The organism is Mesorhizobium sp. M0217 (assembly GCF_040321955.1).
GTDB lineage: Bacteria > Pseudomonadota > Alphaproteobacteria > Rhizobiales > Rhizobiaceae > Mesorhizobium.
In genome coordinates this window covers 24,361-40,895 of sequence record NZ_JAMYSN010000035.1, presented here as the reverse complement: position 1 = coordinate 40,895, position 16,535 = coordinate 24,361, and the positions used below count along the sequence as shown (strand labels likewise).

Sequence of the window (16,535 nt, the reverse complement as noted above, 5' to 3'; positions counted from 1 at the left end):
GGCTTGGGAATGAAATCGGTTGCGCCGAGCTCCAGTGCAACCACTTTTTCCGCCTCATCAAGCCGGTCGCCGCTGATCACTATGATAGGAACATCTGATTTTGTCGCCAGATTGCGGACGATCGCAAGTCCATCCTCCCGGCCTAGGTTAAGGTCAACAACCACGAGATCGACTGGCTCACGTGAAAGAACATAGTCAAACTGCTTGCTATCGTGGACTGCGGTTACCTTCAGGGCATGCATCGTGAGATACTCGGCGATGAGGCGCCGCATTGCGGCATCATCGTCAATGACAAGAACATGTTTCAACGGCACACCTTCAATCTTGAATCCCCTTGTCTAAACCTGTTGCCGAGCAACCCTGGGGCACCGACCCAGAACAGCTGCTCCTTGATACCACTCGCCGTTGCGTGCGGCCAATGTGAGGCCGTGCTCGTCCTGTTCTTTTCATCCCCAGCGAATTGACCGCACCAAGGCAGCCCGTGGCCACCAGACAGGTCCCAGCGCCGACATGACCCTGCCGTGTGGTCCTTCGCTTTTTCGCTTCGAGCTCCCCCGTTGGTGCAGGCCTGCCAATATCACTCAAGTTCGACCTCATGGATGCCAAGTTTCCTGCTATGCCCTTGCATCCTGGTCATCCTGGAGTTTGCGGACCTGGATCATCTCGATATCATCCGGCTCGTGGATCCAGCTCGGACATGGTTGAGCAGCGCGGCGTTTGGCTTGATCGGAGAGGCGGTCGGCGGAAGAAGACCGTGATTCGCTGCAGCGGCCTTGTGCAAAATAGTGTGTCTCCTGCCAAGCCGGCTTCGTCCAAGGTGGCCGGCGGCCTCAAATGCTGTTCGGCGACCGGCAGGTCGCCGGTTGCGGTGAACGTCCGGGCTAACATTTCTCAGTTACTGCAACTCCTCCATCTTGAGCGTGTCACTATGCTTGTCCATTGCGCCGTCGGACTGCGTCAATGACGTGCGGTTATCTGCCGATGGGACTGTGCATGATCCACCCTTTGGCGGCGGCGGCCGAACAGCTGAACGAGGCTCGCACCAGGATGGGCTGCGCCGCCACGTCTTCCCAGTTGACCCTCGCCGCCGCGGATTTGCGCCTTCGAGCCAGCTTCGCGGACGAGCTCGCGTCTCAAGCAATGATCTGAGTATGCAGGGCCGCGCATGGCTGCTCTTTAAGGACCGGCAGCATACCGGCAAAGTTGGGCCGCTTTATCGCCTTAGTCGATTCCCCACGGTGATCCCGAGCCTGAACAAGCCCGCCAAGCTCCCCATTTTGTCCTTGGCTTGGCGCTGACAGAAGTACCGTCCATGACGCCAAAGTCGCGGCCCACACTCCAGGAGCAACGGACGGCCGGGACGAGCAATCCTGTAAAGGAGTCATTGTACCAAGATGCTCCGGATGTCGCTGGCTGATCGGGCCCGCGCCACCCACGCATGCGCAAGATGCTCACCCACGCTGATACGAACACGGTCTTTGCTTCAATTGAAACCGAAAAGCTGAACTTGAACATCACACAGTAACAAACCTCCCCGATAAGCGCGTGCCGGACAGGGCCAGAACCCGTCCGGCGGCTTGGAAAGGTAGGTGATAGGGAATGTTTATTGCAGCTTGGCCGCTGGCCATCGTCCTGATGACATCCATGTCACTCCCAGCCGAGCCCGCGCCACTTTCTCCGCGTGAGTTCCGCAGCCTGTCGCGCAAATGCGCCCCCTGGGTTGCGCCGTCCACCCTGGCCGCGATTGCCAAGATTGAAAGTGGCTTTGAAACGCTGGTGGCTCATGACAACACCACAGGTGAGCAGCTTCGCTGGATAGACCACCTGGAAGCCACGCGGGGCATCAAGGAACGCCTCGAAGCACAACATTCTGTCGATGTTGGATTGATGCAGATAAACAGCAAGAACTTTGCCATGCTCAATCTCACGCCGGAAAGGGCTTTCGAGCCCTGCGCCTCGCTTTCGGCTGCCGCCCACCTGCTTGAAAGCCGGTATGCCGGCGGCACCACTGCTGTGGCACAGCAACTGGCGCTTCGCCGTGCCATCTCGGCCTATAACACGGGCGACGTCACGCATGGCTTCGCCAACGGTTATGTACGCAAGGTCGAGTCGGCCGCAAAGGACATCTCAAGTCTCCTTGAGAGAACGCTGGAGCCGACTGCTCGAGATGTGCCGCACCTTGAGGCACCCGGTCGGAAAGCCGTGCCGCCTCTGCTCCAGCAGAGCCAACAGGCCAATAGAAAGAAGCAGCCCAACCAAGATTCTTGGGACATCTGGGGCTCGTATCAGCCAGACCGCTCCGGGGCCGATCCCTCCGATCCGACAGGCAGCCAGGCTGCGAAAGCACGGGAACCCTCGAACCCGAACAAACTCGTATTCGATTGAAACATGGAGATGCAATGATGACGCCACTCAAGATACTTCGTGCGCTTAAAACGCGTGTTCCTTCGCCTTTTTCCATGCTGCGCATGGCGGCTGAATATGTACCGGCCGCTGCTGCAGGCGCGGCGTGGACGGTCTTCTACAGCGGGCCAGCCGCGGCTCAGGTGACCGGAGGGACGGATCCTGCCAAGATGGTCCAGAATATCTGCACGTTCATACTTGGCCCCTTTGGACAATCACTGGCCGTGCTCGGGCTCGTAGCCATCGGTATCTCTTGGATGTTCGGTCGTGCTTCACTTGGCCTGGTTGCGGGTGTCGTTGGAGGGATCGTCATCATGTTCGGGGCCAGCTTCCTGGGCAAGGCGCTCATAGGCGGCGGCTGATGAGCGACCGGTTGGAAGTGAGCACCCTCTATGTGGCGGCGACGCGCCCCGCACTGTTTCTGGGGGTGCCGCTGACGCTGGCCGGATTGCTCATGATGTTGGCTGGGCTTGTTATCATTATCCTTCAGAACCCGCTCTACGAAATCGTTCTCGTGCCACTCTGGTTCGGAGCACGGCTGGTTGTTGAGCGTGACTATAACGCGGCAAGCGTCGTGCTGCTCTATTTGCAGACGGCCGGCAGAAGCGTGGACGGGCCGGTCTGGGGAGGCGCAAGCGTCAGCGCCAATCCGATCAGAGTGCCGAAACGCGGAAGAGGAATGGTGTAATGTTCGGCGCCAGCGGCCGGACCGAGAGGTCTGGCGAGATCTACCTTCCGTATGTTGGTCACGTAAGCGATCAGGTTGTCCTTCTGGAAGACGGATCGATCATGGCCATGGCACATGTGAACGGTGTGCCCTTTGATTTGGAAGACGCTGAGATGCGCAACTCGCGCTGCCGCGCGTTCAACACTCTCTTGCGCAACATCGCCGATGACAATGTCTCGATATACGCTCATCTTGTGAGACACAACGATGTGCCGGCGCCGGCGCCGCGCCAGTTTCAAAGTGCATTCGCTGGCAGTCTGAGCGAGGCCTACGAGCGTCGTGTGCTGTCGGGAAAGCTCTTTCGCAACGATCACTTCCTCACTTTGATCGTGTCCCCCCGCACCGCAATCGGCAAGATCGGCTTGCGGATTGCCAAGTCCCGCAGACGGAATGAGCACGATCTAGCCACCCAAATGCGGAGCCTGGAAGACCTCTGGCACATCACTGCTGGCGCACTCGGCGGTTACGGTCTGCGCCGGTTGGGCATTCGTGAGAAAGGCAACGTGCTCTTCACGGAAATCGGCGAGGCGCTTCGGCTCATGATGACTTGCCGGTTTCTTCCGGTTCCGATGGTTACCGGCTCACTTGGCGCCTCGATCTACACTGACCAGGTCATCTGCGGGAAGCGGGCGCTTGAGATTCGAAGGCCCGGGGATAGCTCCGTCGGATCATTGTTTTCGTTCCGTGAATATCCGGCGACGACGCGGCCGGGCATGCTAAATTCCTTGCTGTCCGCCAACTTCCCGCTTGTCCTGAGCCAGAGCTTTTCCTTCCTCACTCGCCCACAAGCTCATGCCAAACTAAGCCTTAAGTCCAGCCAGATGACGAGTGCCGGCGACAAGGCTCTCACCCAGATCAATGAACTTGCCGAGGCAGAGGACGCACTGGCAAGCAACGAATTCGTGATGGGTTCGCATCATCTGAGCCTGTGCGTCTATGCCGACAGCCTCAATAGCCTTGCAGATCGCGCAGCAAGTGCCCGCGCACGGCTGGCCGACGCGGGCGCCGTTATCGTCCAAGAGGGCATCGGCATGGAGGCCGCATATTGGTCCCAACTTCCGGGGAACAACAGGTGGCGCACGCGCCCGGGGGCGATCACCTCACACAATTTTGCCGGGCTCGTCTCATTTGAGAACTTCCCAAGCGGTTCCAGTTCCGGCCACTGGGGCAATGCTGTTGCGCGCTTTCGCACAAACGGTGGAACTTCTTTCGACTACATCCCCCATGAGAATGACGTCGGCATGACGGCAATATTCGGGCCCGTTGGCAAAGGCAAGACGACGCTGATGACCTTTGTCCTCGCGATGCTTGAGCAAAGCTTGGTCGATCGCAATGGTGCGATCGTCTTCTTCGACAAGGATCGGGGTGGTGAACTGCTGGTGCGAGCCACGGGAGGGACATATCTTGCGTTGCGCAGAGGCGCTCCGAGCGGCTTGGCCCCTCTGCGTGGACTGGACAACACCTCCGCCTCCCGGGACTTTCTGCGCGAGTGGTTGATGGCCCTGATCGAGAGTGACGGCCGTGGTCCGATCTCGCCGGAGGAAAGCCGTCGGCTGGAACGCGGCATTGTTCGTCAGCTTTCGTTCGAACCCCCTATGCGCTCACTTGCGGGCCTGCGCGAGTTCCTATTGCACAGCCCCTCCGAGGGCGCAGGAGCACGGCTGCAGCGGTGGTGTAGAGGGGGGGCGCTTGGATGGGCCTTTGACGGCGACGTGGACGAAGTAAGGCTGGATGCCTCCATTACGGGCTTCGACATGACGCAGCTCCTGGAATATGAGGAGGTCTGTGCACCGGCCGCCGCATACCTTCTGCATCGAGTGGGCGCTATCGTCGATGGTCGTCGGTTCGTCATGAGCTGCGACGAATTTCGATTCTATCTACTCAACCCCCAATTCTCGGCCGTTATCGACAAGTTCTTGCTCACGGTCCGCAAAAACAACGGCATGTTGATACTCGCAACGCAGCAGCCTGAACACGTTCTGGAATCGCCTCTCGGAGCTAGTCTCGTTGCGCAATGTATGACGAAAATTTTCTACCCATCACCGACGGCGGACCGCTCTGCGTATGTCGATGGCTTGAAGTGCACTGCGCAGGAGTTCGAGGCAATCCGCCAGGGAATGGCAATCGGCAGCCGCAAGTTTTTGCTCAAGCGCGATAGCGGGAGTATTGTTTGCGAATTCGATCTTGGGCAGATGCGCGAGTACGTAGCCGTACTCTCGGGGCGGGCCAACACAGTGCGCTTTGCCGACCAGCTTCGTAACCAGCACGGAGACGCCCCAAGTGGGTGGCTCGACAAGTTCATGGCCCGGTACCACGAAGTTCAAGACTGACGGAGGAATATTCATGAAATTTGCCAAACTTGCAGTAACGACCCTTGCTGCTTCCCTTCTGCTTCACGGACAGGCCCGTTCGCAATTTATCGTCAGCGACCCTGTAACAGAAACACAAGCGACCTTAACAGCGCTTTCCAATGCGGCGATCCTTGAGAGGTCAATCGAGACGCTCGCTACCACGATTGAAATGGTGACAATTCTAACGTCGTCATTCGCTGTCACGGGACTGCTAAGCTCACTTAACCAAGGAAATCATTACCCGTCGAGCAATAAGCTGGAGGAGCAGATGTTTGATGCTCGGGCGCCAGCTTCGATTATGGCCCGTAACATTGCGAAGGACCCAAATCGGATAGTCAACGGCACCGATTCAGAAGCGAAACTGTTACAGGGACAAATCGCCGGGGCCGCCAATGCCGCAGCTATTGCAGCCGACACTTTGGGCATGATGGACAAGCGCCTTAAGGATAACGCCGGCACGCTTGGTCAGCTTTCCCGCTCGGGAAATATTATGCAGGCCACCGTGACCAACGGTCTGGTCCTCAAGCAGATTCACGATGCGATGATCCAAAATGTCCAGGCCACGAGTCTGCTGACAATGGCCACTGCACAAGGGAGCCTTCACGCCGTGGAGGAGGCCGCCACGCAGCGTCGCGAACATCAGGACACCGCTAATATGTTTAGCATCCTCCCGTAAACCACACAGAGTTCATCAGGCTCAGCTGCGCTGATCAGGGACACATCAGGCTCACGCCATGAATTTCAAAATTCCCGCGCCATTCACGACTATACACACGATCTTTCATGGGGCCTTCACGTCCGGGCTGCACAAAGTGCTTGAAAACGTCCAAGCGGCGGTCAGTGCGCCTCTGGTTGCGTGTGTCACGCTCTGGATAATAATCCAAGGCTGTCTGGTCATGCGTGGTCAAGTCGATGCGCGCGGGGGTATCTCGCGCGTAATCATGGTGTCGATTGTCGTCGCCCTTATCTTAGGGCAGGCCAACTATCAGCAGTACATTGAAGCGCTCTTCGACGACACGATTCCGAGGTTGGCTCACGACATCAGTGGCAGCGACTTGCCCTTCATCGGAATCCCCCAGAAGCTCGATCTCATGTTTGCTTCAAGCCAGTATGTCTTTCAGCTGATTGCTTCCGAAATTGGGCCTATGAACGGCCAGGACATACTTGCTTTCGAGGGAGCGCAATGGATTTTCTACGGCGCGCTGTGGACAGCGTTCGAGATCTACGATGCCGTTGGAATTCTGACGAAGGTGCTCTTGACGATCGGCCCCCTGGTCCTTGTAGGCTACCTTTTTGATCACACTCGAGACATAGCCACCAGATGGATCGGCCAACTGCTCTCGTACGGGCTGCTGCTTCTCCTCCTCAACATCGTTGCAACGATAGTAATCGCTGCCGAAGCAGTCTCGCTGGCAGCCATGCTTTTGATGATCAAATTCTCGGGCACGACAGCAGCCAAGATCATCGGGCTTTACGAGCTCGACATGCTTTTCCTAGCTGGTGACGCTCTGATCGTCGCGCTTCCGACGATCGCCAGCAGCATCGCCGGCGGCTCTTGGGGAGGTGCGAACCGACCTCTTAACAGCCTCAATCGCCACTTTGCCAAAACGGCGGGTGCTTAATCAATCGACAAGCTCGGTGCCAAAAACATGAAATATTGCCTACTTCTGTCAATCCTCGCTTTGGCCGCCTGCAAGACGAGCCATGGGCTTGCGACATGCGCGGGTGCCCCATTCCAACTGAACGTGGGACAATGGGAAACCACCCCTGAGGATCTTCGGGTCGAATGCGCGGAAGAGCCAAAGTGAAAGTTCCTGAACATGCCCTTCTGGTGGAGAGAGAAACGCTAGCCGCCCACTATAAGAAGGTGGAAGCGTTTCAAACTTCACGAGCGAAGTCTGCGCGGCGCCTGTCAAAGGCCCTGATAGCCTTTGCCGCAGCGGCGGTCCTAGGAAATGTTGCACAGGCATTTACCATTGCTGCCATGGTCCCGTTGGCCAAGCTCGTACCTGTGTTCCTCTGGGTCCGGCCGGATGGGACCGTCGACAGCGAAGTGTCAGTCTCTCGACTGCCGGCAACCCAAGACCGAGCCGTCATAAATGCTTCGCTGTGGGAATATGTTCGCCTGCGCGAGGGGTACACAGCAGATACAGCCCAATACGCCTATGACCTCGTATCCAGTTTCAGCGCGCCGGCTGTGCGACAGCAATATCAAGATTTCTTCAACTATCCGAATCCCACCTCGCCGCAAGTCACGGTCGGCAAACGCGGCAAGCTCGAGGTCGGGCATATTTCTTCAAACGACATCAGTCCGGACGTTCAACAGATCCGTTACAAACGTACGCTTGTTGTCGATGGGCAGATGCCGATAGTGACCACCTGGACAGCTACCATCCGCTACGAGCGCTTGACGGGTCTGCCTGGGCAATCGAGGCTCACCAATCCGGGAGGTCTACTCGTCGCTTCCTATCAAAGCTCGGAAGATAGCGTATCGAACCTGGGCTATGTGCAGCCATGACAAAAAGAGCGTTTCTCGCGCTGGTCTGTTCACTCTTCTTAACGATGGAAGCGTCCGCGGAAGACACACCACTTGCCGGCAAGCATGATGCGCGCATGCGCTACCTGGCTTACCGTCCTGACGAAGTGGTGCGCCTGTCTACCGCAGTGGGGGCAACGCTGGTTGTCACATTCGCGGCCAACGAGACAGTCGCAGCCGTGGCCGTTTCCAATAGCAAAGACCTGGCTGCGCTCCCGCGCGCCAACTATCTCTTTTTTAAGGCTAGCCGGATGCTCCCGCCGCAGCCCGTCATTGTGCTGGCCGAGAGTGAGTCCGGTACACGGAGATACGTCTTCAGTATTTCAACGAGAGCGATGCCAAAACTCGATGAGAAGCAACCTGACCTATACTACAGTGTGCAGTTCACCTATCCTGCTGATGACGCTGCTGCTCAGAGAAAGGACGCAGAAAGGCGCTCGATTCTTGGTCAGGCCCGGGCGAAAGTGCTGCGCGACGAGAGAGTTCAGGATTTGTTGAATCGGCCCGCCGCAACTACCAGTCCGGACGAAAGCAATTTTCACTACGTCGCAAAGGGCGATCGATCGCTGGCGCCGCTGGAAGTTTTCGATAATGGCTTTACCACCGTATTTGGCTTCGCAAGCAATTCCCGCATACCCTCCCTCTACATTATCAATCCCGACGGCAAGGAAGCCGCTGCCAATTACACGGTCAAAGGAGACTATGTTGAAGTATCCGCAGTCGCCCGGGAATGGCGTCTGAGAGATGGCAATACGGTCTTGTCCATTTTCAACAGGGCTTATGACCCTGTGGGACGAGCGCCAGGGACCGGTACAGTGACACCCGACGTGTGGCGCGTTTTGAAAGGCCCGGCCGATGAATGAAACCGGCCCACAGTCGGGACATGATGTCCATGCCTCAGGATCGATGGTCTCGGAGCCGGCCCGCCGGCATGTTTCGGGATTGCAGAAGTTGGCCATCGCTGCACTTGTTCTCATCTCATCTCTATCGCTCATCTGGCTCGGCGGTCGTCCCAGCACACAAGACGAGCCAACTCAGCCAAAACCTGCAATTGTCGCCGACGCCGAGCCATTCCGCCCCGTGCCGATTGAGATTGCTCCCGAAGCTCCAGCACCCGTACAGGCGGCGCAGGCAGGAGATCCTGCGCCATCCATGCCGCCTCCGGCGCCAGCTGATCCACCGCCGGAGGAAACACCAATTTTCGCCTACAGTGGCAGCGGTCAAATGCCCAACGACGGTCAGCGGAGCGAAGACAACCATAGGGATGCTCCCGCGACCTCGCATGAGATTTCAGAGGCTGGCGATCTGACGAGGCGATTGAAGCCAGATATGCAGGAGCCAAGCCGGGCCACACTTTTGCCGCACCCTGATCTCGTGATTACCCAAGGAACGATAATACCCTGCATTTTGCAAACGGCAGTCGACACAAATTTACCGGGTTATGTGAAGTGCGTCTTACCTAAAGACGTCCGCGGCGCCACCAACAACGTGGTGCTTTTGGATCGCGGGACGACCGTGATTGGCGAGATCCAGCGTGGTCTCCAACAGGGGGATGCGCGTGTCTTCGTGCTGTGGACGCGCATCGAAACGCCTGACCATGCCCTCGTTTCGCTAGCGTCGCCGGGCGCTGACGAGCTCGGCCGCTCCGGAATGCCTGGCACGGTGGATAATCACTTCTGGCAGCGCTTTGGTGGAGCAATGCTCATGAGCGTCATTCAAGGCGCGTTTCAGGCCGCCGGTCAATACGCTGGCAGCTCAGGTGGAGGAAGCGGCATCAACAGCTTCCAGAGCAACGCCGGACAAGCCGTTGACACGACCCTTAGAGCAACGATCAACGTTCCGCCAACTCTGAAGAAAAACCAGGGAGATGCTGTATCGATCTTTGTGGCTCGGGACCTCGATTTCTCAGATGTATACGATCTTAGACCGATCGCCGTGGCGCCAGCCCCCCAACATCGCCAACGCCGGAGAGACAACAATGCGACCGGAGGCTGACCCTCAATTGCGTTTGCTTCTCAACCCTGTCTTGAAATGGCTTGAGGAGCCAAGGACCGAAGAGGTCGCTATCAACCGGCCTGGGGAAGCCTTTGTCCGACAGGCCGGCGTTTTCACGAAACATCCGCTACCGCTATCTTATGACGATCTGGAGGACATCGCGATCCTCGCTGGAGCGCTGCGCAAGCAAGATGTCGGACCGCAAAGCCCCCTCTGTGCGACTGAGCTGCCGAACGGAGAGCGGCTGCAGATCTGTTTGCCGCCCGCTGTTCCCTCAGGAACAATAAGCCTGACGATACGGCGTCCCTCAAGTCGTGTGACCGAACTCAAGGAAGTTTCTTCTCGCTACGAATACTCGCGTTGGAATCAATGGCGGTCACGAAAGGAGCGCCAAGAGCGGCAGGACGAAACGATTCTTCAGCACTACGACCATGGTGACTTGGAGCAATTTTTGCGAGCATGCGTTTGCGGGCGGCTCACGATGCTGCTTTGCGGACCTACTGGAAGCGGCAAAACGACAATGAGCAAGACTTTGATCAACGCTATACCCCCGCAAGAGAGGCTGATAAGTATCGAGGACACGCTCGAACTTGCAATCCCGCACGAGAACCATGTCCGATTACTCTATCCGAAGGACCGAGCAAGCGTAGGTGCGGTGACAGCCGAGCAACTGTTGCAAGCCAGCTTGCGCATGCGCCCTGATCGAATATTGCTTGGCGAGATGCGCGATGATGCTGCTTGGGCCTACCTTAGCGAAGTCGTCTCCGGCCATGCGGGATCAATATCAACGATTCATGGGGCGGATCCGGTCCAAGGCTTTAAAAAGCTCTTTTCACTCGTCAAGAGCAGCCCGCAAGGAGCTGCTGTGGAAGACCACACGCTTCTTGACCTGCTGTCGGCTGCCATTGACGTCATTGTGCCGTTCAGTACCCACGGCGACGTGTATGAGGTGGGGGAGGTGTGGCTCGCCGCCGATGCCCGGCGACGCGGAGAGACAGTAGCCGACCTTCTTAACAAGCACTAAGGCTAGAGCACGTCGGGGAACGGTAAGTCGTTTGTGATACGATGGCGTAATTTGTTCAGATTGAACGTCCACTTTGATTTGAGGGAGGTGGATAATGGGAGGAGGACTGGGCGTAGACCTTCGGTCACAAGTCTGAAGTCTTCGGGCGCCCTGTCGGCGCGGCAAGTCGCGGCACGATTCGACTGGGTGTATCGAGCGCGTCCGCTGCATTGCGCGGGCGACGCTCACCGAGCTGGTGCCGATGCCTGCTTCAAAAGCGGCACCGACACCCGGCAGGTCGTACCCTTGATTTACCTAGCCGCGCTCAATGAATGTCTTCAAAGCCGCCGAACGTGGTTCGGAATGACCGGTGGTAAATCGGGAAGTGCCATATAGGGAATCCTCCTGGTATTGCCTCCAGGGGGTCCTCTCAATGAACAAAGCCGCAACCTGCCCTTGCGACCTCAGCTGGAGTTTGCGACGCAACCCATAGGAGGATCGATGCGCAGAGAAATCGCAGGCAGAGTCGGTGGCATTGTGGGCTGGCCGACCGACGGTTTCAGCCCGTCAACAGGTCTTCACGTGTTCCATCCCCGACTATTGCAGGCGTGCGGCTTGCATGCTCCCGCGATCACCCATCGGAAAGAGCGTTACGAACACTACGAAGAGTTGCGCGACTTCCGCTGTCGCCCCGGTCTTACAGCGGACGGTGACCTGTCCGACCTTGATAGGGCGTGAAATGCGAACGCTGCTCATTGATCATCATGTGGATCTTACGCGCGCTGTGCGAGTTGCGCTCGGGGATAGCGGTTTTGCCGTTGATGTAGTTGGCAACCTGGAACAGGCGTCGAGGGCATTTTGTTGCGCAACCTATGAAATTCTCCTGCTGGAGTTGGCTCTGCCAGATGGCGATGGCTTGGGCTGGCTGAGACAGCTAAGGAGCAACGGGCATTCAGTTCCAACCCTCATTATGAGTAGCATCAACGATCTCGAGAAGCGGATTGCAATTTTCAACGGTGGCGCGGACGACTTTCTGCTCAAGCCCGTCTCTTTCGATGAGCTCATCGCCAGAATGAGAGCCATTCTGCGCCGGTCGACACAGGTGACCGACCCCATCGTTGTATTTGGCAATCTCAATTTCGATCCGATCGGCCGACAGGTTTCCGTCTCGGGTCATCCTCTGAAGATCGCACGCCGCGAACTATGTATTTTAGAGCATCTGCTTATCCGTGCAGGCCGCATCGTGCCTCGTGCGCAGTTGGAAGATCACCTCTATTCGTTCAACGACGAGGTATCTGCCAACGCGCTTGAAGTCGGAATCTATCGCTTACGTGGACACCTGAGTAGGTCAGGTGCAACGCCACGTATCACGACCATGCGCGGCATTGGTTACATTCTTGAATTGACTGAGGCGGCATCCGCATAGTTGGTCTAAATTGAAAGAACAGACTGCCTGCCGTCGTCAGGTTGAGCTTGTGGCCATAATGGACACCGCGGCCGCCCTTGACGATGGTGTCGGCATGCGGTTCGAACGGCTCTGTCGCAAACCTTTTTGTAAGCGAGCATGGCAAGAAAAACGCCTCAGCTGTGGAGGAGCACGTGATGTTCAAGGGCCGCCATTTCGACCAGTCGGTGATCCTGCTGTGCGTGCGCTGGTACCTGGCCTACACTCTGAGCCTGCGCGATCTGGAAGAGATGATGGCCGAACGCGTTGGAGGTCGACCACTCCACTGTGCATCGCTGGGTCGCCCGCTTCTCGCCGCAGCTGCTGGAGCGCTTCAACCGGCGCAAGCGTGTGGTCGGCAGCAAACGTGACGTACATCAAGGTCCGCGGCGGTATCTCTACCGCGCTATCGACATCCTCCGCGATACGGTCGAGTTCTTCTTTAGCGAAAACCGTAACCAGGTGGCGGCCCAACGCTTCCTCCGCAAGGCGCTGACGCGCCATGGCCGGCCGGAGCGCATCGTCATCGACGGCAGCCAGACCAATTACGAAGCAATCCTTTCCTGCGACGCTGAAAGCCGGCTGCGGCAGCGATCGCGGCGACCGCTGAAGCCGATCCGCTCCGCAATAGCCGGCATCTCAACAATCGGATCGAACAGGATCACCGGCGTATCAAGCCGCATTCGATCCATGCTCGGCTTCAAGTCGCATGCGAACGACGTGGTTATCCTCTCCGGCATCGAGATGATCCACATGATGGGCAAGCGACAGGCGAGGTATGCCTACAAGTCTGTCGATCGCTGTTTCGATCTCCTCGCTGCCTGACGGACAGGCCGAAATGGCCGTTCACAACCCCATTTCCAGGTTTGCGACAGAGCCTTTTGTCGGCGTTGCCGGCTTCGAAGGGCCGGTGCGCGCCGAGCGGATCAAGATCACCCCCGGCCACCTTGCTGCGGCCACTCGCCGAGTACGGAGCGGTGGCCGGAGGGAGCTGGTGATGACGACCCTAGATCATGACCTGCTGATCGCAATCCTGGATCGGCTGAAGTTGACGGCGATCCGCGACCAGCTCGACACGCTCATGTCGAGCAAGATCGCGCAGTTCCCGTTTGTCCGCGAACTCGACGGCTTCGGCTTCGACGCGCAGCCATCGGTCTGCTTCAGCCAAACGTATTCATAGGTATGGGACAGGCTGCTATGTCCGCCACCCACGCCTGCTCCGAGGCCCTCCAGGGCAGTGGTCTTCGGCGAGGAGGATGAGACGCCGCTGGAGCTCGGGTGCAAGCGCTGCCACGCCCGCTCCGAGGCCCCACAAGGCCGAAGCGCAGTCGTCGGGGTCACGAGGCCCCTCGGCCACGACGACGAGACGTTGCTGGAGCCCGGTGCAAGGGCTGCCACAGATGGCCTGAACCTGAATCCGCCTTTCTTGAGGCGTTGCGACTATCATCGCGGCGACACCGCAGCTCTTGATTTGTGTGCGAAATCCTCAGCAGATCCATCGGGCTGAGCCGCTCAGCAATATCAACGAGAATGTCCAGCGGCAGATCAAGGATACTCAGAGGAGGAAACGCTCTTGAGGCTCAGAGCGCGTCTGCTCCAGTATAGATCAGGATGATTCACCGGGTCCTTCAACGCCAGCCGCCGGTTCCGATGAGAGAATTGTCCCTGATATCACGCTCGATGGAGTTAAATGCCGAGATGGGCGCCTTGCCACGCTCCTCAATGCCCCTCATGATTCACCGCCTATAGCTACCAACTGAATGAATCATCGTGATTGTCGCGCAGCGGAATCCTCAAGGATCGGGCAGTTCGTAGGGGGCGCCGGTTTGACCAGGTTGAGCCCGCGAATTGCTCGATCAGACAAGATCCTAATTCTCGACCATGCGGTGAGGCTCGAACGAGATCCTCGGGACGCACTCCAAGGTTTCGATCATGTTCGGCACACAAGGAAAGGGCGGCATTGCTGCCGCCCTGTCCGCTGTAAGTTGATAGGGGCTGGATTAAAAATCCATACCGCCCATGCCGCCCATGCCGCCCATGCCGCCGCCGCCCATGCCGCCAGGCATGCCGCCGCCGGCCGACTCCTTCTTGGGAGCCTCCGCGATCATGGCTTCGGTGGTGACGAGCAGGCCGGCGACCGAGGCCGCGTCCTGGAGAGCGGTGCGAACGACCTTGACCGGGTCGACGATGCCCATGGCGATCATGTCGCCATACTCGCCGGTCTGGGCGTTGTAGCCGTAGGTCGCGCCCTTGTTGTCGAGGATCTTGCCGGCAACGATCGAAGCTTCAGCACCTGCGTTCGAAGCGATCTGACGGGCCGGAGCCTGCAGTGCACGGCGAACGATGTTGATTCCGGCAGCCTGGTCGGCATTGACGCCGGTGACCTTGATGTTGGCCGAAGCGCGCAGGAGAGCGACGCCGCCGCCTGCAACGATGCCTTCTTCCACGGCCGCGCGGGTCGCGTTGAGGGCGTCGTCGACGCGGTCCTTCTTTTCCTTGACTTCGACTTCCGTCGCGCCGCCGACACGGATCACCGCGACGCCGCCCGCGAGCTTCGCCAGACGTTCCTGCAGCTTCTCCTTGTCGTAGTCCGACGTGGTCTCTTCGATCTGCTGCTTGATCTGGGCAACGCGGCCCTGGATCTCGTCCTTCTTGCCGGCGCCGTCGACAATGGTGGTGTTCTCCTTGGAGATCGACACCTTCTTGGCGCGGCCGAGCATGTTGAGGCCGACATTCTCGAGCTTGATGCCGAGGTCTTCCGAAATGACCTGGCCACCGGTGAGGATGGCGATGTCTTCCAGCATGGCCTTGCGGCGATCACCGAAGCCCGGCGCCTTGACGGCGGCGATCTTCAGGCCACCGCGCAGCTTGTTGACGACCAGCGTGGCCAGAGCCTCGCCTTCGACGTCTTCCGAGATGATGAGCAGCGGCTTGGAGGTCTGCACGACGGCTTCGAGAACCGGCAGCATGGCCTGGAGGTTGGACAGCTTCTTCTCGTGCAGGAGGATGTAGACGTCCTCGAGCTCGGCAACCATCTTGTCGGCGTTGGTGACGAAGTAGGGCGAGAGATAGCCGCGGTCGAACTGCATGCCTTCGACGACTTCCAGCTCGGTCTCGGCGGTCTTGGCTTCTTCAACCGTGATGACGCCTTCATTGCCGACCTTCTGCATCGCTTCGGCGATCATCTTGCCGACCGACTCGTCGCCATTGCCGGCGATCGTGCCGACCTGGGCAACTTCCTCGGAGGTCTTGATCTTCTTGGCAGCGTTGCCGAGAGCCGCGACCACTTCGGTCACGGCCAGGTCGATGCCGCGCTTCAGGTCCATCGGGTTCATGCCGGCGGCAACGGCCTTGTTACCTTCCTGGACGATCGACTGCGCCAGGACGGTCGCGGTCGTGGTGCCATCACCGGCGATGTCGTTGGTCTTCGAAGCAACTTCGCGGATCATCTGCGCGCCCATGTTTTCGAACTTGTCGGAAAGTTCGATTTCCTTGGCGACGGTGACGCCGTCCTTGGTGATGCGCGGTGCGCCGAACGACTTGTCGATGACGACATTGCGGCCCTTGGGGCCGAGCGTGACCTTCACCGCGTCGGCGAGGATGTTGATGCCGTGAAGCATGCGCTCGCGCGCGTCGCGGGAGAATTTTACGTCTTTGGCAGCCATTTTTTAGCTCCTGGCAGGGGCTTGCGATCAAGCCCGAAATTCAGTTGACGGTGAGGCCGATGATCAGCCGATGATGCCCATAATGTCGGATTCCTTCATGATCAGAAGGTCTTCGCCATTGAGCTTGACTTCGGTGCCCGACCACTTGCCGAACAGGATGCGGTCGCCGGCCTTGACGTCCAGCGGGACCAGCTTGCCGGCTTCGTCGCGAGCGCCGGAGCCGACGGCGATGATCTCGCCTTCCTGCGGCTTTTCCTTCGCCGTATCCGGGATGATGATCCCGCCGGCGGTCTTGGATTCGGATTCGACCCGGCGTACGACCACGCGGTCATGCAGCGGCCGGAAATTCGACTTTGCCATTTTTGGATTTCCTTGGTGCGGATGTTGAACGGTGCTCCGTTGCCGGAGCAT

15 protein-coding genes and 2 pseudogenes are annotated in these 16,535 nt (G+C 58.4%); 14 read left to right on the top strand and 3 right to left on the bottom strand.

Features of this window, described 5'->3' with window-relative positions; all coding sequences use genetic code 11:
* Window positions 1-308, bottom strand: a pseudogene (virG, locus tag NKJ18_RS30160) (two-component system response regulator VirG); the annotation flags it as partial.
* Window positions 309-1,599: 1,291 nt separating this feature from the next.
* Between virG and NKJ18_RS30155 the strand changes: the two are divergent.
* From NKJ18_RS30155 to NKJ18_RS30090, 14 genes and pseudogenes are all read left to right on the top strand, one after another.
* Entirely contained in the window at window positions 1,600-2,385 is a 786-nt protein-coding gene (locus NKJ18_RS30155) for a type IV secretion system lytic transglycosylase VirB1 (protein ID WP_023673708.1), read from the top strand.
* Window positions 2,386-2,459: 74 nt separating this feature from the next.
* Entirely contained in the window at window positions 2,460-2,765 is a 306-nt protein-coding gene (gene virB2, locus NKJ18_RS30150) for a pilin major subunit VirB2 (protein WP_023673707.1), read from the top strand.
* Window positions 2,765-3,091 carry a type IV secretion system protein VirB3 gene (locus NKJ18_RS30145; protein ID WP_023673706.1) on the top strand — a complete coding sequence of 109 codons (327 nt, stop codon included), beginning with the start codon at window positions 2,765-2,767 and terminating at the stop codon, window positions 3,089-3,091. The genes virB2 and NKJ18_RS30145 overlap by 1 nt, the downstream gene beginning before the upstream one ends.
* Window positions 3,091-5,460, top strand: a complete 2,370-nt coding sequence (gene virB4, locus NKJ18_RS30140; RefSeq protein WP_023685155.1) for a type IV secretion/conjugal transfer ATPase VirB4 — start codon at window positions 3,091-3,093, stop codon at window positions 5,458-5,460. Before NKJ18_RS30145 ends, virB4 begins: the two co-directional genes overlap by 1 nt.
* A gap of 13 nt (window positions 5,461-5,473) precedes the next feature.
* Window positions 5,474-6,157, top strand: a complete 684-nt coding sequence (locus NKJ18_RS30135) for a TrbJ/VirB5 family protein (protein WP_023673704.1) — start codon at window positions 5,474-5,476, stop codon at window positions 6,155-6,157.
* Between the two features lie 58 nt (window positions 6,158-6,215).
* Window positions 6,216-7,103 carry a type IV secretion system protein gene (locus tag NKJ18_RS30130; protein WP_023673703.1) on the top strand — a complete coding sequence of 296 codons (888 nt, stop codon included), beginning with the start codon at window positions 6,216-6,218 and terminating at the stop codon, window positions 7,101-7,103.
* Between the two features lie 27 nt (window positions 7,104-7,130).
* The gene (locus tag NKJ18_RS30125; protein ID WP_081726271.1) at window positions 7,131-7,289 is read left to right on the top strand and encodes a type IV secretion system lipoprotein VirB7; all 159 of its coding nucleotides are present in this window, start codon (window positions 7,131-7,133) and stop codon (window positions 7,287-7,289) included.
* Window positions 7,286-7,999 carry a type IV secretion system protein VirB8 gene (locus NKJ18_RS30120; RefSeq protein WP_023707035.1) on the top strand — a complete coding sequence of 238 codons (714 nt, stop codon included), beginning with the start codon at window positions 7,286-7,288 and terminating at the stop codon, window positions 7,997-7,999. Before NKJ18_RS30125 ends, NKJ18_RS30120 begins: the two co-directional genes overlap by 4 nt.
* A complete protein-coding gene (locus NKJ18_RS30115) occupies window positions 7,996-8,880 on the top strand; it encodes a TrbG/VirB9 family P-type conjugative transfer protein (RefSeq protein ID WP_023690639.1) in 885 nt (294 codons plus the stop codon). The genes NKJ18_RS30120 and NKJ18_RS30115 overlap by 4 nt, the downstream gene beginning before the upstream one ends.
* Window positions 8,873-10,012 (top strand): type IV secretion system protein VirB10, encoded by a 1,140-nt coding sequence (virB10, locus tag NKJ18_RS30110; RefSeq protein WP_023707034.1) that lies wholly within the window; start codon window positions 8,873-8,875, stop codon window positions 10,010-10,012. Before NKJ18_RS30115 ends, virB10 begins: the two co-directional genes overlap by 8 nt.
* On the top strand, window positions 9,996-11,036 hold the full coding sequence (gene virB11, locus NKJ18_RS30105) for a P-type DNA transfer ATPase VirB11 (RefSeq protein WP_023673699.1): 1,041 nt from the start codon (window positions 9,996-9,998) through the stop codon (window positions 11,034-11,036). The genes virB10 and virB11 overlap by 17 nt, the downstream gene beginning before the upstream one ends.
* A gap of 718 nt (window positions 11,037-11,754) precedes the next feature.
* Window positions 11,755-12,441: a response regulator gene (locus NKJ18_RS30100; RefSeq protein WP_023679590.1), complete on the top strand. Its 687-nt coding sequence runs from the start codon at window positions 11,755-11,757 to the stop codon at window positions 12,439-12,441.
* 306 nt (window positions 12,442-12,747) lie between these two features.
* Window positions 12,748-13,284, top strand: coding sequence for a DDE-type integrase/transposase/recombinase (locus tag NKJ18_RS30095; RefSeq protein ID WP_352761171.1), 537 nt, complete (start codon window positions 12,748-12,750; stop codon window positions 13,282-13,284).
* 172 nt (window positions 13,285-13,456) lie between these two features.
* Window positions 13,457-13,615, top strand: a pseudogene (locus NKJ18_RS30090) (ATP-binding protein); the annotation flags it as partial.
* 844 nt (window positions 13,616-14,459) lie between these two features.
* Here NKJ18_RS30090 and groL read toward each other — a convergent pair.
* Window positions 14,460-16,124 (bottom strand): chaperonin GroEL, encoded by a 1,665-nt coding sequence (groL, locus tag NKJ18_RS30080; protein ID WP_286460910.1) that lies wholly within the window; start codon window positions 16,122-16,124, stop codon window positions 14,460-14,462.
* A 63-nt stretch (window positions 16,125-16,187) separates the two neighbouring features.
* Complete coding sequence (gene groES / locus NKJ18_RS30075; RefSeq protein ID WP_019863563.1) at window positions 16,188-16,484, bottom strand: co-chaperone GroES; 297 nt, start codon at window positions 16,482-16,484, stop codon at window positions 16,188-16,190.
* Window positions 16,485-16,535: the final 51 nt, after the last annotated feature.